The sequence below is a fragment of the Acetobacter sp. genome (assembly GCF_047723915.1).
Classification (GTDB): Bacteria; Pseudomonadota; Alphaproteobacteria; order Acetobacterales; family Acetobacteraceae; genus Acetobacter.
In genome coordinates this window covers 26982-50416 of the sequence record NZ_JBDOBQ010000021.1, presented here as the reverse complement: position 1 = coordinate 50416, position 23435 = coordinate 26982, and the positions used below count along the sequence as shown (strand labels likewise).

Annotated in this window: 18 protein-coding genes; 12 read left to right on the top strand and 6 right to left on the bottom strand. The window is 59.8% G+C overall.

Annotation, left to right across the window (positions count from 1 at the left end; all coding sequences use genetic code 11):
* Positions 1-31: 31 nt before the first annotated feature.
* Positions 32-1396 (bottom strand): amidase, encoded by a 1365-nt coding sequence (locus ABF990_RS11205; RefSeq protein ID WP_415500967.1) that lies wholly within the window; start codon positions 1394-1396, stop codon positions 32-34.
* A 434-nt stretch (positions 1397-1830) separates the two neighbouring features.
* Between ABF990_RS11205 and ABF990_RS11200 the strand changes: the two genes are divergently transcribed.
* On the top strand, positions 1831-3522 hold the full coding sequence (locus ABF990_RS11200; protein ID WP_415500966.1) for a Hint domain-containing protein: 1692 nt from the start codon (positions 1831-1833) through the stop codon (positions 3520-3522).
* Between the two features lie 326 nt (positions 3523-3848).
* On the opposite strand, the gene ABF990_RS11195 is transcribed toward ABF990_RS11200, so the two are convergent.
* On the bottom strand, positions 3849-4700 hold the full coding sequence (locus ABF990_RS11195; protein WP_415506612.1) for a MurR/RpiR family transcriptional regulator: 852 nt from the start codon (positions 4698-4700) through the stop codon (positions 3849-3851).
* Between the two features lie 168 nt (positions 4701-4868).
* Between ABF990_RS11195 and ABF990_RS11190 the strand changes: the two genes are divergently transcribed.
* The 5 genes from ABF990_RS11190 to ABF990_RS11170 are packed head-to-tail and all read left to right on the top strand — an operon-like array spanning position 4869 to position 10118.
* Complete coding sequence (locus tag ABF990_RS11190; protein WP_415506611.1) at positions 4869-5864, top strand: ABC transporter substrate-binding protein; 996 nt, start codon at positions 4869-4871, stop codon at positions 5862-5864.
* Positions 5861-7498 carry an ABC transporter permease gene (locus tag ABF990_RS11185; RefSeq protein WP_415506610.1) on the top strand — a complete coding sequence of 546 codons (1638 nt, stop codon included), beginning with the start codon at positions 5861-5863 and terminating at the stop codon, positions 7496-7498. Before ABF990_RS11190 ends, ABF990_RS11185 begins: the two co-directional genes overlap by 4 nt.
* A 51-nt stretch (positions 7499-7549) precedes the next feature.
* Positions 7550-8611 (top strand): ABC transporter ATP-binding protein, encoded by a 1062-nt coding sequence (locus ABF990_RS11180; protein WP_415500489.1) that lies wholly within the window; start codon positions 7550-7552, stop codon positions 8609-8611.
* 50 nt (positions 8612-8661) lie between these two features.
* Positions 8662-9327, top strand: coding sequence for an ATP-binding cassette domain-containing protein (locus ABF990_RS11175; protein WP_415500488.1), 666 nt, complete (start codon positions 8662-8664; stop codon positions 9325-9327).
* The gene (locus tag ABF990_RS11170) at positions 9324-10118 is read left to right on the top strand and encodes an ABC transporter permease (RefSeq protein WP_415500487.1); all 795 of its coding nucleotides are present in this window, start codon (positions 9324-9326) and stop codon (positions 10116-10118) included. Before ABF990_RS11175 ends, ABF990_RS11170 begins: the two co-directional genes overlap by 4 nt.
* A 106-nt stretch (positions 10119-10224) precedes the next feature.
* Here the strand turns inward: ABF990_RS11170 and ABF990_RS11165 are convergent, their stop codons facing one another.
* Positions 10225-10584, bottom strand: coding sequence for a hypothetical protein (locus ABF990_RS11165; RefSeq protein ID WP_415500486.1), 360 nt, complete (start codon positions 10582-10584; stop codon positions 10225-10227).
* On the opposite strand from ABF990_RS11165, the gene ABF990_RS11160 reads away from it, so the two are divergent.
* The 3 genes from ABF990_RS11160 to ABF990_RS11150 all read left to right on the top strand — a co-directional run bounded on the left by ABF990_RS11160 (position 10583) and on the right by ABF990_RS11150 (position 15226).
* Positions 10583-12787, top strand: coding sequence for a TonB-dependent receptor (locus ABF990_RS11160; protein WP_415500485.1), 2205 nt, complete (start codon positions 10583-10585; stop codon positions 12785-12787). The two genes, ABF990_RS11165 and ABF990_RS11160, sit on opposite strands and share 2 nt — an antisense overlap.
* Before the next feature lie 63 nt (positions 12788-12850).
* Positions 12851-13621, top strand: coding sequence for an acid phosphatase (locus ABF990_RS11155; RefSeq protein WP_415500484.1), 771 nt, complete (start codon positions 12851-12853; stop codon positions 13619-13621).
* A gap of 630 nt (positions 13622-14251) precedes the next feature.
* Positions 14252-15226: a TSUP family transporter gene (locus ABF990_RS11150; protein WP_415500483.1), complete on the top strand. Its 975-nt coding sequence runs from the start codon at positions 14252-14254 to the stop codon at positions 15224-15226.
* A gap of 213 nt (positions 15227-15439) precedes the next feature.
* On the opposite strand, the gene ssuD is transcribed toward ABF990_RS11150, so the two are convergent.
* The 3 genes from ssuD to ABF990_RS11135 form a co-directional block, all read right to left on the bottom strand.
* A complete protein-coding gene (gene ssuD / locus ABF990_RS11145) occupies positions 15440-16516 on the bottom strand; it encodes an FMNH2-dependent alkanesulfonate monooxygenase (RefSeq protein WP_415500482.1) in 1077 nt (358 codons plus the stop codon).
* Between the two features lie 43 nt (positions 16517-16559).
* Positions 16560-17498, bottom strand: coding sequence for an aliphatic sulfonate ABC transporter substrate-binding protein (locus tag ABF990_RS11140; RefSeq protein WP_415500481.1), 939 nt, complete (start codon positions 17496-17498; stop codon positions 16560-16562).
* Positions 17499-18026: 528 nt separating this feature from the next.
* Positions 18027-20393 (bottom strand): hypothetical protein, encoded by a 2367-nt coding sequence (locus tag ABF990_RS11135; protein ID WP_415500480.1) that lies wholly within the window; start codon positions 20391-20393, stop codon positions 18027-18029.
* 212 nt (positions 20394-20605) lie between these two features.
* On the opposite strand from ABF990_RS11135, the gene ABF990_RS11130 reads away from it, so the two are divergent.
* The 3 genes from ABF990_RS11130 (at position 20606) to ABF990_RS11120 (ending at position 23191) form a co-directional block, all read left to right on the top strand.
* The gene (locus ABF990_RS11130; protein ID WP_415500479.1) at positions 20606-21334 is read left to right on the top strand and encodes a GntR family transcriptional regulator; all 729 of its coding nucleotides are present in this window, start codon (positions 20606-20608) and stop codon (positions 21332-21334) included.
* Positions 21335-21638: 304 nt separating this feature from the next.
* Positions 21639-22445, top strand: a complete 807-nt coding sequence (locus ABF990_RS11125) for an ABC transporter permease (protein ID WP_415500491.1) — start codon at positions 21639-21641, stop codon at positions 22443-22445.
* Complete coding sequence (locus tag ABF990_RS11120) at positions 22442-23191, top strand: ABC transporter ATP-binding protein (protein WP_415500478.1); 750 nt, start codon at positions 22442-22444, stop codon at positions 23189-23191. Before ABF990_RS11125 ends, ABF990_RS11120 begins: the two co-directional genes overlap by 4 nt.
* Positions 23192-23435: the final 244 nt, after the last annotated feature.

Genomic DNA, 23435 nt, shown 5'->3' with positions numbered 1-23435 from the left:
CAGCCGTTCAGCCGTTCAGCCGTTCAGCCGTTCAGCCGTTCAGTAGTTTTTCAATCCGGGCGGCGGTCCGGAACAGGGCGGCGTCGTGGCCGTGGCGGCCCATCAGCATCAGCCCCACAGGTGCGTCGCCCTGCGTGTGAACCGGCAGGCTGATCGCGCACAGGTCCAGAAAATTCGCAACAGCCGTATTGCGCAGCAGCAGCAGGTTGGTTGCGGCGTAATGCGCGTCGTCCGCAAGGCTGTCGATTGTCGGGGCGACAATCGGCACGGTGGGCAGGATCACCGCGTCATAATGGTCCATGATATCCGCCGCCTGGCGGATCAGACGCGCGCGGGCCGCCAGCAGCGTGATATAGTCGGTTGCCGCCTGTTCATGCCCGCGCAGGATACGGCGCAGCACGAAAGGGTCGTAATCCTGTTCATGTGCCTGAAGCAGCGGCAGGTGCCATGTCAGGGATTCCGCCGCCGTAAAACCGCCCTTTGCGTTGGCGGTGCCGATCCCGGCCACTGGCGGGCAGGTAAAATCCTCCAGCCGCACACCTTTGGCTGACAGGCGGCGCAGACCGGCCTCCCATGTCCGGGCAACGGTGTCGTCCATACCGTCCAGAACAAGCGTGTTCAGCACACCCAGCCTGGGGGTGCCCCCGTCAAGCCCGCGGGGAGCGTCGGCTATGGCAATATTGCCGGTGGCCATCAGGCTGTCTGCGGCCCAGCAGCAGGCCACGCTGCGGCCCATGCTGCCGATGGAATCCAGCGTGGTGGACAGCGGCACAGTGCCCTGGGTGGAAATGCGCGCGGCCGTGGGCTTGTAGCCGACAAGCCCGGTCAATGCCGCGGGAATACGGCAGGACCCGCCCGTATCGCTGCCGATCCCCACAAAGGCCATGCCATCGGTCACGGATATGGCCGCCCCTGACGACGATCCACCGGGAATACGCCTGTCCGCGCGCTGCCAAGGGTTGGCCGGGGTGCCATAATGCGGGTTGATCCCCACGCCGGAAAAGGCGAACTCGGTCATGGTCGTCCTGCCCATGGACACCATGCCCGCAGCTTTCAGGCGGGCAATGGCGGGGGCATCCGCGCTGGCGGCGGGGGCGTTGGCCAATACCGTAGAGCCCGCGCGGGTCACGTTCCGTGCTTCGTTGAACAGGTCCTTGACCGAAACCGGTATGCCCGCCACGGCGGAGGGGGCATGTCCCGCCTTGCGCAGCGCGTCCATGCTGTCGGCCTGTGCACGGGCCTCGTGGTCATGCACGGTCATGAACACGCGTGCGCCCTCGCCCTGGGGGTCGGCAATGCGGGCCAGAGCGTCTTCCACCAGGGTGCGGCTGCTCACGCGGCCAGAGGCCAGGGCCTGTGCGGCTTCAAGCAGGGTCGTGGGGGGCGTGGGCTGCATGGCGTGAAATTCCGTATCGGTGAACAGGGCGTGTCTTGGGCCGTCTTTTCCTTTTTCATAGATCGGCCTGCGTATCAATGACCGGTATCTGCCCGGGAACGCTGTAATTCCACCCTGTTACCGGGCAGGCGTGTGGGCATGGGGGGCGTATGGGGCAGGCCTGTCCGCATGGCAGGCCAGCCATGGCGGGCAAGCTTTTGTGGTGACTCCGGCGGGTGACATCATGGCGGCATGTGCGCTGGGGCGCCGGGGACTGCGCGTGACCAGCCGCAAGGCGCTGCGCCCCACGCCGCCCCCAGGCATTGTCCGGGGCAGGGGGGGGCGGCACCGTCAAAAAAGCGGTAAAAATTGCTGTATTCTGCGTTTGTTGTTGCCAAACAGGACCGGGTTGGCACTCTTTTTCATACAGGCAAATCTTGTGTGGAGCATCCGGTATGGCGATTAATCTTCTGTTCAACCAGACTATCGACTATTCCGTATCGGACCTGCTTAATCTTGCTGTCGGCGGGAATATCCTGATCACGAAGGATGCAGGCACGCCCGAGGGTGATCCCGTGGTGGTCAATCTCAGCGATCTGGCCGACGCGCAGGCACTGAGCAAGATTGTCGTTGAAAACGGCGCGACGGCGCTGGTTGGCGGGGGGCTGGCCTCTCTCAAGGCGCTGTCGGGCATTATCGTGGATGGCGGAACGCTGGAACTGTCATCCAGTGTTGCCAATATCGATGCGCTCAACAGCATTGCAGTCGGGCCTGACGGTGGTGAAATCAAGGTGGATTCGACCCTGCTGGGGCTGGGTGTTCTGTCTTTTCCCGTGACGTTCGTTGATAAAAACGGCAACACCACAACCACCGTGCCGTCCAATTTCACGGTGGATTTTCCCGATTCAACCCTGATCTACGGTCATTATGATCCGCTGACGAACCAGACAACCATCGGGCTGGATCTGAATATTCTCGGGATAATCAATGTCAGTCTCGGGCCAAGCCTGGTGATCAGCGGCAATCCGTTCGGTCTCGATTCCAGCGGCCTGACAGTCAAGACCTGGACCAGCACATCCAACCCGGACGGTACGGGCGGTATCCTGATCTGCTATCTGGCAGGGTCCATGATCCGCACCCCTTCGGGCGATGTCGCGGTGGAGGATCTGCGCATAGGCGATGACCTTGTTGCCTATGTCGACGGGGTTGAGACCATACGCTCCGTTACATGGGTGGGCATGCGGCACACGACCGCCCGCCCCGACCTTGCCGATGACGAGGCAGGCTACCCGGTGCGCATCCTGCGCGACGCGATTGCACGGGGCATGCCGTACAAGGACATGTTGATTACGCCGGAACACTGCCTGCTGTTCGACGGAAAATTTGTGCCGGTGCGCATGCTGGTCAACGGGCACAGTATTTTTTACGATCGGTCCATTCCGTCCTATGCATATTATCATATAGAAACCGGCATGCATTCGGTCATCCGTGCCGATGGCGTGCTGAGCGAGAGTTATCTCGATACCGGTAACCGCAGCGCTTTCAGGCAGTCCGGACCGGTGGTCAGCATTGGCGGTCGCGTCAGAACCTGGTCGGCCGATGCCGCCGCCCCTCTGGACGTTAGCCGCGACAGTGTGGAACCCCTGTTCCACAGGCTGGAAAGCCGCGCCCGCGCGCTTGGTCATGCCCGGCAGGTCGTGGCCCCGGTTCTGACAGCCAACCCCGGCCTGCACCTTGTGACCGATCGCGGGCAGACCCTCTACCCCACACGTAGCGCGCATGGTCATGTCCTGTTCATGCTGCCCGCCAATGTCGATCAGGTGCAGATTGTGTCGCGCACGGAAAAACCTTCAAGAATCATCGGGCCTTTTGTGGATGACCGGCGTGATCTGGGTGTTCTGGTCGGTGAGATTACCGTGTGCGAGGCCAGTACCACCCGCGCAATCGACACCCATCTGAGCACGCTCGATCTTCCCGGCTGGGCCGCGCCGGAAACGGCACCGTTCCGCTGGACCATGGGCAATGCAACCCTGCCCCTGGGCACACGCCATGCCGATGCCTGCGCCATGCTGAGCATCCAGCTTATGGCGGGCGGACCCTACGGTGCTGACGTGCCAGTGCCCCTGCCTGAAGTGCTTTCGGCCTGACGTGTATCGGACGTTGTGTTTGCAACAGGCCTGACAGGACAATGAGAATTGAAAAGACCGGCAATGCGGAGTGCCGGGTCAGGTAAAAACAGGAAGCCCCTGCTTGGGCGCGTTGCGCCGTCCGTTTGGCAGTGTTCGGGCATCATGTCCGGTGCGACGAGATGCTTGGGCTCGACCGTATCCGGCTGGCTGCAGCGATACAGGTGCTGACCACACTGCGTGGTGCATGACGGGGCGATTGTTGTACCCTGTCCAGATCCTGCAATGTTTTTTGTCAAAGAAGTATAGGGCAATCCGGACAGTTCCGGCCACCAGATAAAGCCGCTTTAAAAGCGGTCGATCTGGTTCCGGAAATCGTTGAGCCGGTTCAGCGCCTGCAATGTCTGGTCAGGCAGTGCGATCGAAAGTCCGAAGGCGACGGATTCCAGAATTGCGACCGTGGTTGAATGCAGCACAATGTGTTCTTCCTTGCCGCGCATGACTGTAATGATGGCGGTGCCAGCGGGGACTTCATCGGCCGTGATCCGGTCGGTGACAAGGACGACAGGCAGTTCCAGGTGCCGTGCTGCGCGGAACAGGATCGCGACTTCCCGATACAGTGCGCCATAGGCCATGATGACAAGACCATCTCCGGGGCGCAGCATCACCAGGTCATCGGCAAAGGCGCGTCCGGTAGTCCCGATCGGAAAACTGGCGCGACCGTAGCGGTTCAGAACCCGGCAGATATAGTCGGCAAGCCCATGGGACGGGCCGATCCCGAACACTGTCACCCGCTGGCAGGGATGCAGCACCCGCACCGCATTGACCAGTTGTCGCTGTGTCGTGTCGCTGGCCAGGGTGGCAGCCATCTCCATATGGGTTTTCATGATACCGCTGACCGCGTTTTCAAGGTTCGATCCGATATCTTCGATCGTCCGTGACAGCGCTGTAGCGGGATTGCGTGCAGGGGTAAGGCTTGCAATCAGCTCGGCCCGCAGGTCGGCAAGGCTTTCAAAGCCCATGGCCTGCACGGCGCGGATGACTGTCGCGTCGGACGTGCCAAGCCGTTCCGCCAGTTCAGCGGCGGAACTGGCCAGGGCAAGGGGGCGATGATCGTGAATAAACTGCGCGACCCGGCGGGCTGTCGTGGTCAATGCGGAATCGGGCAGCAGGCTTTGCGCGATCGGGTCAGGTTTCAATAGTCTGTCGGTCCTCTGTCCGGTGGCGGAGTTCCCGCCTAGCATAGCAGCCGCGAACAGCGCGAGCGGCAACGTCATAAAAATGTCACCCTGTAGCGTTCGCTACAACTTTATAAAAGCCCGATGATATCGCTACGGAATCATGGGTTGGGTGGGCGGGTGGCCGTCTTGCGGGTTCGTTTGACGGGCGCTGCGCTGTTCCTGACGGTTCTGTGGTGCCTGGCCAGTCTGGCGGGAACACAGCGGCCCGAACTGGTCGTTTACAGTTCGGTCGGGGCGGCTCCCGCCGTGGCCGGGGCCTATGCGCGTGAAACCGGGCGAACAGTCAGCGTGCTGATGATGTCCACAGGCACATTGCTGGCCCGTGTATCGGCCGAAGCCCGTCATCCCCGCTGGGACGTGATCTGGTTCGAAGGGGACGACGGGGCCATTGCCCTGGACCGGGCCGGGCTGCTGGCCCGCCACGTTGTGCCAGATCTGGACTGGACATCGGTGGGGCGTAGCGTGCTGCCGGCGGACGGCGCCTATGAACCGACGGGTTTCACCCTGGCCGGAGTGTTCCTGTCACGGAGGGAGCTAGCCCCCGCGACGCAGGACTGGACCCACGCCATGGAAGCAGGCCGGGTCGGCATGGCGGACCCGGCCCTGTCCGGTCCGGCGTATCAACTGCTGGTGGGAATGTTGTCGATCCGGGGCGGATGGCCTGCCGGGCAGTCGGCCCTGCAGCGTATGGCGGCAGAGGGCCTGCTGGTCGCGCCGTCCAACCCGGCGGTGCTGGTGGCCCTGCGTGCCGGGCGGATCGATTCCGCGATCGTGCAGAGTTCGGCGGGGATCGCCCTGTCGCGGGCCGACAGGCGTTTTGTTGTCGGTATTCCCACCCCGGCCTTCATCCTGCCCAGCATAGCCGCCATCGCCTCCGGGCAGCCGGTCGCGCGGCGTCCGGCGAGTGTGGGTTTCCTGCACTTTGTCATGCGGCCCGATATCCAGGTCATGCGTATGGGCGGCACCGATACCGATCGCCTGTTCTGGCCCGTCACGACCCGGCCCGCGCAACCGGCCCTGCCTGATCCCGGGGGCATTGTGCTGACCCATCCTGACCCGGCCATCTGGGGTCCGCTCCAGGCTGAAGTGACCGGCTGGTTCGACCGGGTGGTGGCCCGATGACCGGTCTGTCGCGTCTGGCGGGGCGGGTGCCGAATCTGGCAGTCGGTATCTGCGCGGTGCTGTTTGGCCTGCTGGCGCTGCTGTGTTTCGTTTATCCGGTGGTGCGTTTTCTGGGCTTGCCGCTGATGCCGGGCTGGGGACCGCTGCCACCGCTTGCCGTGTCGGCTCAGGGTGTGTCCTCCACCGCTGTGTGGAACACGGTGCGTTTGAGTGCCGAGGCCGGGCTGCTGGTGGTGCCGCCGGGGATTTTGATCGGCTTCCTGCTCGAGCGCAGGCGCTGGCGCGGTGCCTGGCTTCTGTCCGCGACATTGTGGGGTATTTTTCTCATTCCCAGTTACCTGCTGACCACGGGCTGGCAGATGCTCATGGCCATGCCGGGACTGGCAGACAGCCTGTTCAGCCGCCTGTTCTACGGCGAAACCGGGATTGTGTTCCTGCTGACGGTCAAGGGGCTGGCGTTCGCCGCGATGACGGCCCGCACGGGCTGGCACGCGGCAGGCACCGACCTCGATGCCGCGTCGCGGGTGCATGTGCGCGCGGCCTGGCGCAGAGGGTGGCTGACCGCACGTCTGCTGCTGCCGGTGGTGGGGAGCATGATCATGGTTCAGGTCGTGGCGGCGTCACAGGATTTTGGTATTGCCGCGACCCTGGGCGCGCAGGCGCATCTGCCGCTTGTCGTTTATGCCATCTACCAGAATCTGGCGACTGTGCCGGTCGATTTTACCCAGGCCGCGCGTTTGAGCGCGCTTCTGGTTTTCCTCGCGCTGGTGGCGCTGGCGGTTCAGGCCGTGCTGGCGCGGCATCAGGCAATGACTGTCGGCGGCCGCCAGCATCGCGCGGCTGCGGTACCCTGCGGTCCGGTCCTGACGGCGGTGGCTTATCTGCTGACGGGGGGCGTCCTGCTGGCGGGCGTGGGGGCGCCGCTGCTGGCGTTGGCCATGGAGGGGCTGGGTGGTGGGGCGAGCGATGTCGCGGCGGTCGATGCCGAGGGCTGGCGCTCCATAGGCCTGTCCTTGCGCTACGCCTTTGTGTCCGCGGTGGGCGCGGTGGTGCTGGCCGCGGTCATTCTGGGGGTGCGTATGCGTTCGGGTATGGGGGGGCGGGTATTGTCGCGCATGCTGCTGTGGCTGGTATCGGCCAACATGGCGGTACCCGGGGTCATTTTGGGGGCGGCCTATGTCATTGCTTTCAACGGCCGTGTGCTGGCACTGTATGGCACACCCGCGCTGTTGATCCTGGCTTATACCGCAAGCCATCTACCGATCGCCCTGCGGTTTCTGGATGCGCCGTTCGCATCCCTGCATCGGGGGCTGGGGGAGGCGGCGCGGGTGCATGGCGTCCCGTTGTCCGGCCGGGTGGAAGGGATTTATCTGCCATTGCTGATCCGACCGCTTGGCTGGGCCTGGGCGATGGTGTTCATAACCCTTTTCTTCGAACTGCCACTGTCAGAAATCCTGTACCCGGCGGGCGCGCAGCCTCTGGCAGTGCGGCTGCTGTCGCTGGAGGTTGCGCTGCATTACGGGGCGGAGGCGCGACTGGCGCTGGCTGGCATGGCGGTATGCCTGGCACTGGCCGGTACTGTCATTGTGCTGGTGCCACGACTGGCCGGCTGGCATGCGGGCGGGGAAAAATGACAGGCGCGGCGAAATGACAGGATGGCATGCCCAACAGGGTGGAGCAGGCGAATGGACGATCATATTCTGACGGTGCGGGGAATCGAGAAATCCCACGGCGGTACCAAAGTCTTGCGCGGCATTACACTGCAGATTCCGCGTGGCCAGTTCGTGCTGCTCATGGGGGGATCGGGGTCGGGTAAAACCACGCTGATCCGGCTTGTGGCCGGGCTGGAACGGCCCGATGCAGGAACCGTGATGCTGCGCGGGGCAATGGTGGACAACCGGGCGCGCGGCATGTTCGTTCCGCCCGAACGGCGTGGGCTGGGTATGGTGTTCCAGGATTACGCGCTATGGCCGCATCTGACATGCCTGGAGAACATTACCGCCGCCATTCCCGGTTCTTCCATGTTCCGATCGGGGAACGAACGAAAGGAGCGGGCCCGCGTCTTGCTGCGTGACGTGGCGATGGAGGGGCTGGAGGCGCGCTACCCCGCCCATCTGTCGGGTGGGCAGCAGCAGCGGGTCGGTCTGGCCCGGGCTCTGGCCGCGCGGCCCGACCTGATGCTGCTGGACGAACCTCTTTCAGGGCTGGATGTCGAAGTGCGCAGCCGCATGCGCGACCAGATCCGCCAGTTGGTGCGCGAAACCGCCTGTTCCGCGCTGTTTGTAACCCACGACCCGATCGATGTCTGGCGACTGGCTGACCGGGTGTTGGTGCTGGAAGGCGGGCGGATCATTCAGGATGCGACACCGGACGGGCTTTACGGCTGCCCCCTTTCGCCCCGGATTGCGCGCATGACCGGTGCTGAGGGCGCGTTTTCCCTGATGCTGCGCCGCCGCGACACGCAATGGGGGTTCGACGGACCGGCCGGCTTCCAGCCTGTGACCCCGGTGGGGATCGGCGCGGAAGGACCGGCCAGCGCGTATCTGCGCCCCGAAGGGGTGCGTCTGGCCGAGTGCGGGCATGTTGCGCGGCGCATGGACATGACGTTCGAAGCCGGGCGCTGGCGGACACTATGGCATCTGCCGCACCTGAACTGGTCGCTGCACAGTCTGGAGGCCGAAATTCCACCTGAACAGGCCTGTCTGAACTTCGACGGGCGGCATGTGTTCGCCTATCCTTCCCCATAGCGGCGGGCATGACCCATGACCCGCAGCAGAGAAAAGGCTTTTGTACCAGCGTGAACGATCCGATCTCTTCCCTTGTTTCACATCCGTCATCTCTCAGCGCCGATACCGTTCTGGCGCACGGATTTTCGGCACGCGGCCTGTGCAACGACCATGCCGGGCCGTTCGATGTCGACGTGCCGACCGGCTGCTGCCTGGTTGTGACCGGCATGTCGGGCACCGGCAAATCGGTGATGTTGCGCATGATGGCCGATCTCGATCCCCATTCGGGTGATGTGGCGCTGGATGGCAGGTTCTGTTCGGCCATGCCGGCCCATATATGGCGGCGGCAGGTTCTGTATCTTCCAGCCGAGCCGGGCTGGTGGTCCGATGTGGTGCTGGACCACATATCCGACGACGCCCGTACCGGTGAACTGATGTCCAGGCTGGGGCTGCGGGCCGGGGTGTTGCACGATCCCGTGCATCGCCTGTCCACCGGCGAGCGCCAGCGCCTTGCGCTGCTGCGGGGGCTTCTGCAAACCCCGAAGGTGCTTTTGATGGATGAGCCCTGCTCGGCGCTGGATACGACAACCACGCTGATGGTCGAAGACGTGTTGCGGACCCGGATGGCGGACGGGACAACGATCATCCTGGTCTCGCACGATCCGGCGCAGACCGCGCGCATGGCTGACCAGCGCCGCGAAATAGCCCGCGGGCATTTTATCGGAGCGGTTTCATGACCCCGATTTTGCTGACTTCGGGCGACATGATTCTGGCTGCGGGTATGGTGCTCGGCTGTATTGCGTTGTCTATGGTGCTGTCGCTGGGTATCCAGCGCACGCTTGCCGTGGCGGCCGCGCGCATGGCGGCCCAGCTGGTGCTGACCGGTAGCGTGCTGTTACTGATTTTTGGCCGTTCGTCCGTCTGGCTGACCCTGGCGATGCTTGCCTTCATGTTCATGGCGGCGTCCTACGAAGTGGGGACGCGCCAGCTGGTGCGCCTGACCCCGGGGTGGCATTTTGGCATCGGCGGCGCGAGTACCGTAATCGGCACCGTGACCGTGACCCTGATCGGCCTGCTGACGGCCCTGCAGCCGCATCCGTGGTATCAGGCGCGCACGGCCATTCCCATGACCGGCCTGCTTCTGGGGAACGCGATGAACGCTGTCAGCCTGACAATGAACACGCTGCTCAGCGCGATATCGCGCGATCGCGCCGCGATCGAAGCGCGGCTGACACTGGGGGCCACCCGGGCCGAAGCCATGAACGCCCCCATCCGTCAGGCGATCCGCACGGCGCTGATCCCCACGCTCAACCAGATGGCGGCTGCGGGGATCATCACCTTGCCTGGTATCATGACGGGGCAGATCCTGGCGGGCATGAACCCGCTGGAGGCGTCGAAATACCAGATCGTGCTGATGAGTCTGATCGTCAGTGGCAATATGATCGGAGCGACCCTTTCCGCCATCCTGACGGCTGCGCGACTGAGCGATGCACGAGGACGGCTGCGGCTGGACCATCTGGCGCGCTGAGTAATCTTTGCTACATTCCCGTGGATATTGGCCCATCCAGCGGGTTGAACGATAAATTGGCTATTATTAATGAATTCATGGCCTCTTTTAGACTAAAAAATACCAGTTATGAAATAATACTGTCATGAAACCAAAACCATAACGTCACCGAATCTCTCCGGGCGGCATGATAGAAAGCCGTAAATGTCGTAATCGCTACGGATGACCCTGGCAGCGGCACCTGTTTGGAGGGATATGTGGTGTTTCTCGTTTTTTCTGTTACCGGGCGTGCCGCCACGCGTCGGGGCGTAAAACGCATGGCCTGGAAAGGATCGTTGCTGGCCTGTGCGGCCATGGTTGCTGGAGCGGCGCAGGCGAGTGCCGCACCGCGCTCCATCCCGGCGTCAGCAGCAGGCAGCGTCGCACGCAAAGCCATGAAAACGAAGAAAACACCAGGCCAGCATGCCGCACGGACCGAGATGGCCATGAACACCGCGCATGCGACCGGCACAGGCGATGCGCACGGCAGGCTCGCCAAGGTTGCCGAGACAATCAATGTCGATGGACACTACCAGGCCGATTCCGCAGCATATCAGGCGCCGACCAAGGCGCCCCTGACAGCGTTCCAGCCAACATCGGTCATCAGCCAGCATTTTATCGAGAACAATATTCCGCCCTCGGGCGGGTATGACACAATGGTCGCTCTTGCACCCAGCGTCATGACCATTGGAGCGAACGGACCCGGCCTTGCTGAAAATAAGGTATCGGTCAGGGGTTTTTCGGACGGTCAGTACAATGTCCTGTTCGACGGCATACCCTTTGCCGACGGCAACAACTTCACGCACCATACCAGCAGTTATTATACCGCACATGACCTGGGCGATATCAGTGTCGATCGCGGTCCGGGTGACGCCAGCACCATGGGGTATGCGACGTTTGGCGGCACCATAGCAGTGGGTGGCAAGGCCCCGACCGAACGGCGCATGGTCGAGGCATATGGCAGCATGGGGGCTTGGAACACCTATACCTATGGGGGTGAAGTCAATAGCGGGCGCATGAAAAAACTGAACAACGCCTCGTTCGTATTCGATGCAGGTGGCGTGCAGAGCGATGGATATCTGACGTATTCAGGGCAGCAGCGCTATAATTTTTACGGAAAATGGATTCAACCGGTCAACGATCATACGACGCTGACGTTTATGGGAATGTACAACAACCTCGTCCAGTATGTGCCCCCCGGGGTGACGAAAGATGAAATCGCGGCCTATGGCCCCGATTACGGGCTGTCGAACAATCCGAATTCCCAGAATTATTATAAATACAACGTCGATACCATTCAGACCGACATGGCCTATATCGGTCTGAATTCCGACATAGGCGGAGGGTGGACCATCGACAATAAAGCCTATACTTACGCCTACTACCATCATGGCAATAACGAAAACGACGTGAATGGTGGCGCGCAGGCCCAGTACCTCAAGGAAGCACCCGTCTGGAAAGGGAAGGTCGTTGCCTGCGGTGGCACGTATGGCGCCAGCAAAATGACGTATAATTCGGGACCGGGCTGTGAATATGGTCAGGCGATGCGGCAGGATTACCGCGCCTGGGGCGATACCTTTGCCGTCAAACGCGATTTCGGGCTGGCAAAGCTTAACCTTGGCTTCTGGCTGGAACACCAGACGGACACCCGCCAGCAGGGTAACGTCAACTGGGCGGCGGGCGGTGCGTTCACCAACCCGGTGGCTCCGCTCAATCGCCTCATGACACTGGAAAACTTCAGTGCGCAGCCCTATGTGCAACTGACGTTCCGGCCCCTGCCTAATCTGGAAATTTCGCCGGGCTTCAAATACGCGCTCATGGTTCGCCAGATCAACGCGCCCGTCAACCAGAAAACCGGCACCCCGCTGACATACGACCAGACCTATGGCGCCCCCATGCCGTCGTTGAATGTGCATTACATGGTCAACCCGAACTGGTCGGCCTATCTGCAGATCGCACGGGGTTTTCTGGCACCGGATGCGGCCTATTTTTACACGCCAGATCCGGCGGCGAACAAGGTCAGCCCCGAAAATACCATGAACTATCAGATCGGCACGGCCTGGCAGAGCCGCCGTTTCACGCTTTCGGCCGACGTCTATTACATCAATTTCAGTAATTTTGTGACCAGCACCAACCAGAACATTCCAGGTTATGGCGCGATGACCGTCTATTACAACCAGGGCGGCATTGATTATTACGGGATTGAAGGGGAAGCGTCGTACCATGTGGGGTCGGGCTTCACGCTGTTCGCCAATGGCAGTCTCAACCAGTCCAAGACGCAGGGCACGGGAGCGCCCATTGCCAATGCGCCGGATGCAACCGCTGCGGGCGGGGTAATTTATGAACATGGCGGGCTTTATGCCTCGGTGGTCGATAAATGGATCGGCGCGCGCGCGGGTGTCATCAGCAAGACCGGCATGGCACAGGACGGGCTGGATCCCTTCAACCAGCTCGATATCTCGGTGGGCTATACCCTTCACAGCAAGGACCGCTTTGTGCCGCCGGTCAAATTTCAGCTTAGCGTGACCAATCTTGCCGATGGTAAAAAGATTTTTTCCTACTATGGGACAACGGCCGAAGGGACCGCACTCTGGAACACCCAGCCCGGTCGGGGCTTCTTCGGTTCGATTTCGGTGCCCATCGGGTTCTGAGCGGATCTGTCGGGCGAAAGCGTTTTCGCCCGTTTTCATAACAAGATATTGAAGGAAAGAGCCATGACGGCATTTTCAAGAACACTCTCCGCCATGCTTCTGCTGGCCGTCGCTGAACCGGGTTTTGCGGCAGGTGTTGAGCAACAGGACTTTTCTGTAATCCTGCCATCCCCGCCGCCGCCCGGTTCACCCGGCGCATTGGCCGATGAGGAAATTTACAAGACCACCCGTGCTCTCAAAGGTAGCCCCCGCTGGGACATGGCCGCAAACGACGCCAATCTGAAGCCCGATGCCATGCTCAGGGATTTTTCATGCTCTACAGGCCTGGCACTTGATGAGACAAAGGCACCGCATCTTGCGGCGCTTCTCAAAGCGTTGATCGCGGAAACAAAACCCGTGACCCGGAGCGAGAAAGAACATTTCCGGCGTGCGCGGCCATTTGTCGGGAATGACCTGCCGACCTGCGTGCCCCATAAGGAGAACAGCAAGGACGATTACGCCTATCCGTCAGGACATGCCACGGTCGGATGGGCGGGGGCATTGCTGCTGGCCCATCTTGTTCCCGAACGTAGCGCGCTGATCATGCGACGTGGGCGCGAGATCGGTGAAAGCCGGGTTGTCTGCGGCGTGCATTGGAGTTCTGATGTCTGGGCAGGCTTTATGAATGGTTCGGTCATGTATGGCCGGTTCGAAACCACGCATGGAACAGAACCGCTCTTTACCGAAGCCCGCAAGGAAATCGCGGCCCTTAAAGCAGCCGGAACAGCGCCGGATCAGGCCCGGTGCGCAGCGGAGGAGGCGGCCACCGGATCGCCGCTGACCGGCGGGCAGTAAGGCGGGAGCGGGCCCGAAAAACCTTGGCGCATGTATAGTCTCGGACATCGGCGCCGTTCCATTGCAGAGCGTTCCAGAGCGACATAAAAGCCCCCTGCTCAGGAACCCTCTGTCATGCGTGCAGTCATTTCACCAGCCTGCGGGAAATCAGGACTTATTTTTCCCGCAGACCAGAGCAGTAAACGACGTCTGTTCGCAGGTGCATATATGCGCCGACGACCAAGACCGTTTCCACAGGAACTGGCATTACACTGTGGCCCAATCCCGCCCGCAAGTTGACATCAGGCCGTCATTCTCCGCGCCACGACGTTGTGGGATAGGGAGAATACCTTTGCCGGGAACAGGTCATAACGAATTTTTACAGACAGCCTCCAGGCACAAGCGCATGGCGTAGCAGGCACGGTCTTTTACGCGGACCGATGCGGGTTCGATCTCGTAGCCTGAGTGCCGAGCACATCGCTCAGTCGTAAGTCCGGGGCATCGCAGTCTTATTTCAGGAGATTGGGTCATTGTAAGCTGACAGTCGCGGCCTTTTTCCGCCAGTTTGTTGCATACCATGCGCGCCTGGCAACAAGAATTGATGACTGAGACCCCGGCATGGTGGGGTCGAAATCGGGGTTTACAGCGCTAATGATACTCTGGGTCCTGATACTGCTTGCATCGCTCGCGGCCTTTGGCATCAGTGCTGTATCCGGCGGGGGCGCCGGGCTGATCCTGATCCCGCTGTTAGGGCTGGTGCTCCCCGGTGGCGCAGTGCCCGCCGCATTGTCCATTGGCACCGCCGCGAGTTCGGCGGCACGCATTCTGTCGTTCCGGAAGGTCATACGGTGGGATGTGGTCCGCCATTTTGCCCCGACGGCGCTGCCGTTTGCCGCACTGGGCACATGGGTGCTCAGCCGTGTGAATCCGGTCTATCTTTCGCTGCTCTTGGGGCTGTTTCTGGTTGGTAATTTACCGCTCCTTTTCCGTCCGGTCCGTATGCAGGGCAATACAGGACCGGTCCGTCCCGTAAGCCTGCATCTATTGGGGGCGGCCGCCGGGTTTATTTCCGGCTTTACGGGGGCGGTCGGTCTGCTGTTCAACGGCTTTTATTATCGGCTTGGCCTGCGAAAAGAGGAAATCGTCGCGACCCGGGCCGCCAACGAAATCCTGCTTCATATACTCAAGATTATTCTTTATGCCGTATTCGGTCTGCTGAGTGTCAGGGCAATGACGGCCGGGGTGGTGGTTGCCACGGCGGCAATTCTGTCATCGGTTTTGATCCGTTACCTGCTGCCTTACCTGCATGACCGTCTGTTTCGCCATGTCGGGCATGTCGCCATGGTCGCAGCCGGCGTGACCATGATCATAGGCGCGGGGCGCCAGATCGCCCGACAGGATAAGGTGGCCTTACAATATCACCATGTCTCTCAAGAGATATCAGCTTCTCTTTCCTGGCGCCGTCATGTTTTTGCTGTGGAATGGGAAGATGGCGATGAGCTGGAATTGAGCCATCGCGTGCGCGTTCCAGCCGCCACATCGCGGGGCACCGCGCGCCAGCCGGGCTTTATCCTGCATCTGTCGCCGCGAACCGGATTGCAGGCGGTCCGGATCTTTGGCGCCTGACGCGTGCTCAATCCTGCCCGGTCTCGCCTTTGGCATCTTGCCCTGCCTGCGCAGGTGGCATGTCATTATTTCAAAAAAAGATTTTTCATAATGGATTACCCCTGTACCCTGCGCGCAGGCATTATACGACACGGGTGACGGGAGCATGTCCCGTCTGTTTCACACCTGTGCCTTGCGTATAAAATTGAGAAAACCCATAAATTTCTAACGAAATTATTTAATATCCAGGCGGGGTAGAACCAGTTCACCAAACCGGTATGCTTCCTCAAGATGGGGGTAGCCAGAGAAAATAAACGTATCGATACCGAGATTTCTGTATTCTTCAATACGTGCGATTACCGTGTCAGCATCCCCCACAAGAGCGGTGCCGGCACCACGGCGCGCCAACCCCACCCCGGCCCACAGATTGGGAGAGATTTCCAACGCATCGCGACTGCCATTATGCAGCGCGCGCATTCTGGCCTGTCCAACCGAATCGGTGTCTGTCAGAGTTGACTGAACACGACGAATGGTTTCGTCATCAAGATACCGGATCAGATCTTCTGCCGCATCCCATGCTTTTGCCGTGGTTTCGCGTACGATGACATGCAGGCGAATACCGAAGGAGACAGACCGGCCTTCTTTTTCCGCCGCATGACGTACTTTGGCGATTTTTTCTGCAACCAGAGCCGGAGGTTCACCCCAGGTCAGATATTTGTCTACGTGGCGTGCAGCGACTGCAATACCTGCATCGGACGAACCGCCAAAGTAAATTGCAGGCCCATTCTTTTGCACGGGCTGGAATTGCAAATACGCGTCTGTCACATCAAAATGGGGTGACTTGCGTGTGACTGTTTTGCCGCGCAGCAGATCGTTATAGATTGTCAGAAACTCATCCGTGATCTGGTAACGTTCAGCGTGGTCGGCAAGGAAGCCGTCTCCTGCATTTTCCTTTGGGCTGCCGCCTGTCACGATATTGATGAGAAGCCGGCCATCGGACACACGATCCAGCGTTGCGGTCATGCGCGCTGACAGTGTAGGCGACATCAAACCCGGTCTGGCGGCCACAAGAAAGCGAAGCTGCCGTGTCTGGGGGGCCAGGGCAGACGCCACAACCCAGCTATCTTCACAGGTTACACCGGTTGGAATGAGAACGCCGTAATAACCGATGTTATCCGCCGCGCGTGCCACTTGCGAAAGATAAGAAATATCCACAGGGCGATTGCCAACGGTCGAACCCAGGTGCCGTCCGTCGCCATAGGTGGGCAGAAACCATAATACGTTCAGCTTGTCAGCCGTATGCGTTGTCATGCTTGTATCCTGTATTGGAAATCGCTCTCTGCTTAACCCATGTTCAGATTTTTGGAGCGGCATCGCTAACTTTTGGTGTCGAGGGCAGCAGCCCCTCCGCAGCGAACGTGTCCGCTATATGCTGCTGCTGTGCTATGACCTGTGGGGTAATATAGTGAAAGCCAAATTCGATTTTTTCGACCGAACGCGCGACCACTGCCGGGTCTAGCCCCGTGCTGCGAGCCAGAATTTTTACAACATCGGGTTTGTTGGCCTGGGCCCATGCATCGCACCGTGTCACTGCGGCGATCACGTCATGCAACAGGTCAAGGTTGTCGGTAAAAAAGCCTTTCCGTGCCAGGTAGAACTGTGTTCCACCCCCACAGTCGCTCCCCGTCGCCAGGCTGCGCACCGGAGTGCTCACCCCGGACAGATAAGGGTCCCAGATAGACCAGGCATCCACTTTTCCGGCTTCGAAGGCAGGGCGGGCGGCGGCAGGCAGGAGATAGGAAACCTCTATATCCTTGAAACTGAGGCCGTTGTTTTTAAGGGATGCCAGTAACAGCCAGTGTGCATCCGAACCCCGTGTCACTGCCACGCGCTTGCCACGCAGGTCGCGTACCGTGCGAATGGGGCTGGTATCGGGGACGATGATAGCCTCGCTCGAGCCGGTAGGGGTCTCGTTTCCGGCATAAACAAGCGCGTCGGGAGAACTGGCCTGTGCGAAGACCGGAGGCAGGTCGCCTGTGCCGCCAAAATCCAGCGTTCCGCCAATCAAAGCCTGTAGCAGCGGCGGGCCGGCAGGAAACTGCGCCCATTGCACGGAGACACCTTTAGGCTTGAGGGCTTCTTCAAGAAACCCCTTTTCCTTGAGCAGAATCAGGGTGCCGTATTTCTGGTACCCGATGCTGACAACCCGGCCCTGCGCCATGGCAGTACGACCCAGGAGTGCGACCACGCCCTGCGTCAGTGCCAGTTTTCCCAAACTCCGTCTTGACAGCACCTTCAGACCTCCTTTGCCGGCTACACCATAAGCAGCCCATGACAGATGTATCCGAACTTTCCAGTTCATCACGCAGGCCGCAGGACGGAGCCTGAAACTCGGGACGTGCAGTCGTCAGCGCGCTGAGTTCATACAGCCTGTTTTGTGCTTAAAAAATAAATATACCAGAAAATTATTAATTTACATAATGCACACTCTATTTTCGTTGTAAATACGTAAAATAAAATTCAACGCTTTGTTTTCGTTATATTTTGGCGTGCCGTCGAAAAATCAAGACAAGAAGCAACGTCACAGGCGGTTGCAAAGTCTCTTTGTCGCTGATGCAGAAAGGATACCGGTCTGACAGTGACACACCGGTCCAGTTCTGAAGTGCATTCTACAGGATGGAGCGGGTGGAGAATGCCCGATGTATTTCAGCTCGACGAACACCATTTTCCAAATACAGCGTGAGACACCCCATGATGTTATGGGCAGTGCACACGACTATTTTGCGTGCGCCTTTCCTGTGGGGTATTTTGCTCTGTAGTTTTACAAGGTCAGAAATAACGGAGATGTCCAGACACGTGACTGATCACGTTGGCGCGCTGTCAGAAAGAGGGCATGGTCGCAACCGGGGCGGAGATTCAGGGCAGTCCATTGTATTGTTCCGGCAATATCGCGCGGAAGCTCGCTCCCGGTAACACGCTCGACAGCAAGCCGAAGTTCCACGCCGGGAATATCAAGCACAACCCCGCCTTTGGTCAGGAGGTCCTGCCCCGATGTTTCAAGGCTTACGGTGGGGCAGGCGGTGTGAGCCGGAGGCTGTAGTGGGTCCCCGACCTTGGTGTAACCGGACAGATCGGCATTGATTTGAATGCGAACGTCTTCGAGCGCGGAAAGCGTAAGTTCAATCGCGTCTGTATCGCCATGGGTGGCGGTGGTGAAGCGAACAGTCGTGGCATCCTCGCGCCATGCGGTCTGCTCAGGATGATCGAAACCAACCGTTGCGACATCCAGGATAGCCGCACCGGTGATCTCGATGGCGCCGCGCCAATAGGCCGCACGATAGCGGTCCTTGATGCGCGCACCCCCGATGCGAATACGGATCTGTCGTGGGGACAAGCCGGTTTCCGTGTGCAGATTACGCTGCCAGATGCAACGCTCAGCATCAAAGAGGCTGATCTCTTCCCAGCCGGCTGTTCCAAGCAGGCGATAGCTGAGCGGGGTATCGGGATCGGCCTGTCCTTCCTCTCCCATCCATAGCGTTCCATGGCGCAGGGACGCAAAACTGCGTTCGCCGGTCGTGGCAAAGGTGCGCCGGTCCCTTAGCGCGGTGCCGATGCTTGCGCGATCCAGTGTTTTCGCCAGAACGCCGGTCAAACCGCCACGAGAGCCGAACACTGCGGTGGCTGGCGCTCCGCCCCCGCAACGGCCCTGATGTTCATCGCTGGCGGCGGACGCGCCGACACGGTACCCGCGTGCCAGTGCATCGATGTAATTCCAGTGGAACTGTCCCCATGCAGAGGTAATTTCAGTCAGGCGTTCCAGTTCGGGGTGATGCCAGTCAAAAATGCAGCGTCTGCCGCCCACATGCGGAATCATCAGATGGCCTTGCGGATCGTCCGCGTAAGCGGCCCAAAGCTGGTCGACCGGCCATGTTCCGGGTTTGATCGTACCCGCAGTGAACTCGTTCCATTCGAAGGAGCGGACCGAATTCCCCTGGGCATCGAACGGAAATCGCGGTTTTGTATCGCGTAAAAACACGACATTACGGTCCCCTCCTACAGCGGAGTTACCGCACCATTCGGTTCCCGGGTAACAGACAAACTGCCCCGGCTGGTTCAGGTGGGAGATAATCCTGACCGCTTCATTCCATTTTTCTTCGGTCACGTTGAAGTCGTTCACCGTATAGCCCAGCACGTCCAGCCCGGCCACATCCCTGCCATAACGGAGGTTATAGTCAGTATCGTTCGTGCCGACGGTATCGTGTGAATGAACGTGCAGATCAGCGTAGAAAACGCTGAGACCATCTTCCTGTGTATCGACGGTGACGTAGGCGGTAATCGGGGCAACTGGGGACTCATCCAGGCTGGCTGTGAGCCGCCATTCACCGGCTTCGTCCAGTTGCACGCCCTGCAGGAGGGCGACGGCCCACCCGGAACCGGTAAAACTGACATCGAGGCAGCGCTCCCTGCCGCTCGGCGCCGTCAGGACCAGACGTCCGGTCGCGTGCAGATTTTCAACCGTGTTCCCCCATATGTCGTCCAGTCTCAGGCGCATATCAAAACGGTGTTGCGGGGCCACAAGACGGGGCGCGATCGGGTGCAACGCGGCCGGGGTTGCGGGCACGATGTCCAGCACGCAGTCGCCCGGAACCTCGGCAAATTTGGAACTGCCTAGCGGATCGATGAACATCCTGAAGCGAAAGTTTTTTTCCACAAAGGTCTGCACGCGCGTGCCGGCCCCGCCCTGTCGGCGATCGCCAAGGCGGATGACGATCCGGTCGCCGGGATTGAGATAACCATCCACAATGTCAATGATCACGGCCTTCTGGAAAGGACGCTCATGGCCCTTCTGATCAAAGCGCACCTTAAGGGCCTGCACGGTCGAGGGGCTTTGGCCGTGCCGCAGGGAGGTGGCATGATATTCGGCGGAAACATAATTTGCAGCACGAGGGTCGGACGTCTGGAACAAAGCCCAGTCCGAATAGAATTTGAATGCCAGCTTCAGCCATGCGCCATCGGCCAGCCCTACGCCGCCAATTTCGTACGTCAGCACAAGTTCGGTCCATTCCCCTGCATAAAGCTGTTTGCGGTCCAGGCTGACGCGACCGAGAAACGGAAGGGAATGAACATAATCGCTCAGACCGGACGGAGCGGTAATAGCGACAGACGTGGGCGGGGTGATGTTATCCATGCGTAACCCTTCCAGGTGGCGTAAACTGTGCTCCCGCGTCAGGGAGGGGGCGGACCTGGCAGAGAAAGCGCGTTTTTCGTCCGCAGGGCTGACCATGGCAAGGTGATAATACAAGCTAATACATGTACGGCAAGTCACAGACCGTCAGGCATTTGTGTCATGCGCGTAAAAGTATGATAACCATTTGAATTAAAAGGAGTTTATGAAATCGCATGCCACTTGTCAGGGAAAACGCCACGCCTCTTTATCGCCAGATCGCCATGCAACTGCGGCAGGATATTGCTGAAGGCCTGTTTGAGCGCACCGGAAAACTGCCGTCCGAAGCGGAGCTTCGAGAGAGGTTTTCGGTCAGCCGGGTAACGGTAAGGCAGGCGCTGACCGTACTGGTTGAAAGTGGTCTGGTTGAGCAGCGCAAGGGAAAAGGAACGTATCTTATCGGGCGTGACGTGCGTTACGAACTGGATACCCTGCGTAGTTTCCATGAATCGCTGTGTCTGCAGGGTTTTGATGCGCGCATGCGTTTGCTGAGGTTCGAGATCAGGACGCCGCCCGGACCGATCGGGGCAATACTGGGACATGGTGGGGCGTGTCTCTTCCTCGAAAGACTCCACCTGATCGGCGAAGAACCAATCGCCGTAGGACGCAGCTTTTTACCGGCACAATTTGCCGATATTCCACGCGCCGAGGCAGACCGCACGCCAACATACGTATTGTTCAACCGGTTTTTCGGGCAGTCCCTGGATCGGGTTCATCTGACCCTTGGCGCGCAAGCCGCGGACGATGAACTGGCCTGTTTACTGAAGATTTCTGACACAACAGCATTGTTACGAATGGAACGGGTTTCGTTCTTCACGAATAATACGCCGGCTGAATGCTCTGTCTTTTTTATTCGCCCGGAGCGTTATCGTTTTACACTGAATAGTCATTTCGTCGCTGAATAAAATTACGATGTAGAGATGAGTCCCCTGCTTTCTGTCTGACGGCAGGGGGGCGCTGCGTTCCAGATCATGAGCGGGACCGGTCGTGCTTGGCCAGGCAATCAGATGCGCGAAAAATTAACGTTTTATAATAGTGTTAATTTGGAATAAAATTAACTATGCACTATGCAGGCACCGTATATTATATTACGATAAAAAACAGTGTAGGAAAATATCCCCCACGGAGTCCGGTCAAACCGGGCAAGTGCATGCGACAGAAGGAAAGGCGCATATGTCAGGTTCCCTTGTCCGGACCACTGCCCGGGTCATGCCCCGGTCGACCAGCGGGCTATCCCTCTGGCGGCCACGGCTCAGCACGTTAAAGCGATATGTTTCCCCCATCATTCTGGTGCTGGGGTGGCAACTGGCGTGCTCCGCCGGGCTTTTATCAACCCGGCTGGTGGCGTCCCCCGTGCAGATTCTCACGACTGGCTGGGCGCTCACACAGGATGGTACCTTGCAGAGCAACCTGTGGGTGTCGCTGTTGCGTGCTGGTGCAGGGCTGACACTTGCCTGTGGCGTGGGTATCGGCCTGGCTCTGCTGTCCGGTCTGTCGCGCGTGGGGGAGGACATCGTTGACGCGCCCCTGCAGATTCTGCGCACCCTGCCGGCCTTGGCACTTGTACCGCTTTTCATTTTATGGTTTGGCATCGGCGAAACCCCGAAAATCGCGCTTGTGGCGCTTGGATCGGCGTTTCCGATTTACCTCAATCTTTACAAAGGCATCCGTTCCATCGACCCAAAACTGCTGGAAATGACCCGCACGCTGGGCCTGTCACGGATCGCCACGATCCGCGAGGTCATTTTGCCCGGCGCGTTGCCGGACCTGCTGGTCGGCCTGCGTTTTGCCGTCGGTCTGTCATGGCTGATGCTGGTGGTCGCTGAACAGATCAATGCCGATAGCGGCATAGGCCACATGATGATGGACGCAGAGGACTTCCTGCGGACCGATATTATCCTTGTAGGGCTGGTGATTTATGGCCTCCTTGGCCTTGTTTCCGATCAGGCGGTCCGTGTTCTCGAGCACCGGCTTCTGTCGTGGCGTCCGGCTGACCGGAGGGGCGGAGCGATATGACGCAGTCCGGGCACCATACACACAGACAGGACGAACCACACAGTGGAGACACGGGTGTTGTGGTGCGCGGGCTGACACGTAGATTTCCGGGAAGGCCAGCCGTGCTGGACAGGCTTGACCTCGCCATTGCCCCGGGGGAATTCGTGGCGTTGCTGGGCCATAGCGGGTCTGGAAAATCAACCCTGTTGCGGACGCTGGCAGGGCTGGACCCGGTGACCGAAGGTTCAGTGATCAGGCCGGCGGAAGTGTCCGTCGTATTTCAGGAAAGCCGCCTGCTGCCGTGGAAGCGCGTTTGGGAAAACACGGTATTGGGTCAAAAAAAGGCTGACCACCGGGATCGCGCGATTGCCGTGCTGGAAGAAGTCGGGCTTGGCCACCGTATTGACGCGTGGCCGCTGACGCTTTCCGGGGGCGAGGCCCAGCGCGCCGCCTTGGCGCGTGCGCTCGTGCGTGAGCCGTCTTTTCTTATGCTGGATGAGCCTTTTGCGGCACTGGATGCGCTCACGCGTCTGAAAATGCAGCGTCTGGTCTCCGAGCTATGGATACGTCATCGGTGTTCGGTCTTGCTGGTTACGCACGATGTCGATGAAGCCCTGCTACTGGCCGATCGCGCCGTTGTGCTGGACGGTGGGCGCATTCATATGGACCTGCCGATTGCGATGGAACGCCCCCGTCGCCATGCGGATGCCCGGTTTGAGCAGTTGCGTAGCACCCTGCTCGGCGCCCTGGGTGTGCAGGAAGGGTGAAAAACCAGCTTCGGAATACACGTGCTGCGCGGCTGGTGCGCGACGGGTGGCTGGTTGGACGGTCATGATCGGGGTCCGGCAGGGAAATGGAGTAAGGCGTCGTCCGTATCGGGTTGAACTGCTGCAAAAATCCACAATCCGGGAAAAGATCCGTGCGGATTATCAGGCCCGTTCAGAGACGTTCAGGCATTCAGGAGACGGTGAGTGCTTATGCCGATCTTTCCAGACACGGTATAACAGGTGG

What these genes read in the sequence shown, in the direction of transcription:
- ABF990_RS11180 (WP_415500489.1), top strand. Translation starts at nt 7,550, where the DNA reads ATGGACGATCATATTCTGACGGTGCGGGGAATCGAGAAATCCCACGGC.
- ABF990_RS11205 (WP_415500967.1), bottom strand. Translation starts at nt 1,396, where the DNA reads ATGCAGCCCACGCCCCCCACGACCCTGCTTGAAGCCGCACAGGCCCTG.
- ABF990_RS11155 (WP_415500484.1), top strand. Translation starts at nt 12,851, where the DNA reads ATGACGGCATTTTCAAGAACACTCTCCGCCATGCTTCTGCTGGCCGTC.
- ABF990_RS11165 (WP_415500486.1), bottom strand. Translation starts at nt 10,584, where the DNA reads ATGGCCATCTCGGTCCGTGCGGCATGCTGGCCTGGTGTTTTCTTCGTT.
- ABF990_RS11185 (WP_415506610.1), top strand. Translation starts at nt 5,861, where the DNA reads ATGACCGGTCTGTCGCGTCTGGCGGGGCGGGTGCCGAATCTGGCAGTC.
- ABF990_RS11170 (WP_415500487.1), top strand. Translation starts at nt 9,324, where the DNA reads ATGACCCCGATTTTGCTGACTTCGGGCGACATGATTCTGGCTGCGGGT.
- ABF990_RS11130 (WP_415500479.1), top strand. Translation starts at nt 20,606, where the DNA reads ATGCCACTTGTCAGGGAAAACGCCACGCCTCTTTATCGCCAGATCGCC.
- ABF990_RS11160 (WP_415500485.1), top strand. Translation starts at nt 10,583, where the DNA reads ATGAACACCGCGCATGCGACCGGCACAGGCGATGCGCACGGCAGGCTC.
- ABF990_RS11120 (WP_415500478.1), top strand. Translation starts at nt 22,442, where the DNA reads ATGACGCAGTCCGGGCACCATACACACAGACAGGACGAACCACACAGT.
- ABF990_RS11150 (WP_415500483.1), top strand. Translation starts at nt 14,252, where the DNA reads ATGATACTCTGGGTCCTGATACTGCTTGCATCGCTCGCGGCCTTTGGC.
- ABF990_RS11200 (WP_415500966.1), top strand. Translation starts at nt 1,831, where the DNA reads ATGGCGATTAATCTTCTGTTCAACCAGACTATCGACTATTCCGTATCG.
- ABF990_RS11135 (WP_415500480.1), bottom strand. Translation starts at nt 20,393, where the DNA reads ATGGATAACATCACCCCGCCCACGTCTGTCGCTATTACCGCTCCGTCC.
- ABF990_RS11125 (WP_415500491.1), top strand. Translation starts at nt 21,639, where the DNA reads ATGCCCCGGTCGACCAGCGGGCTATCCCTCTGGCGGCCACGGCTCAGC.
- ssuD (WP_415500482.1), bottom strand. Translation starts at nt 16,516, where the DNA reads ATGACAACGCATACGGCTGACAAGCTGAACGTATTATGGTTTCTGCCC.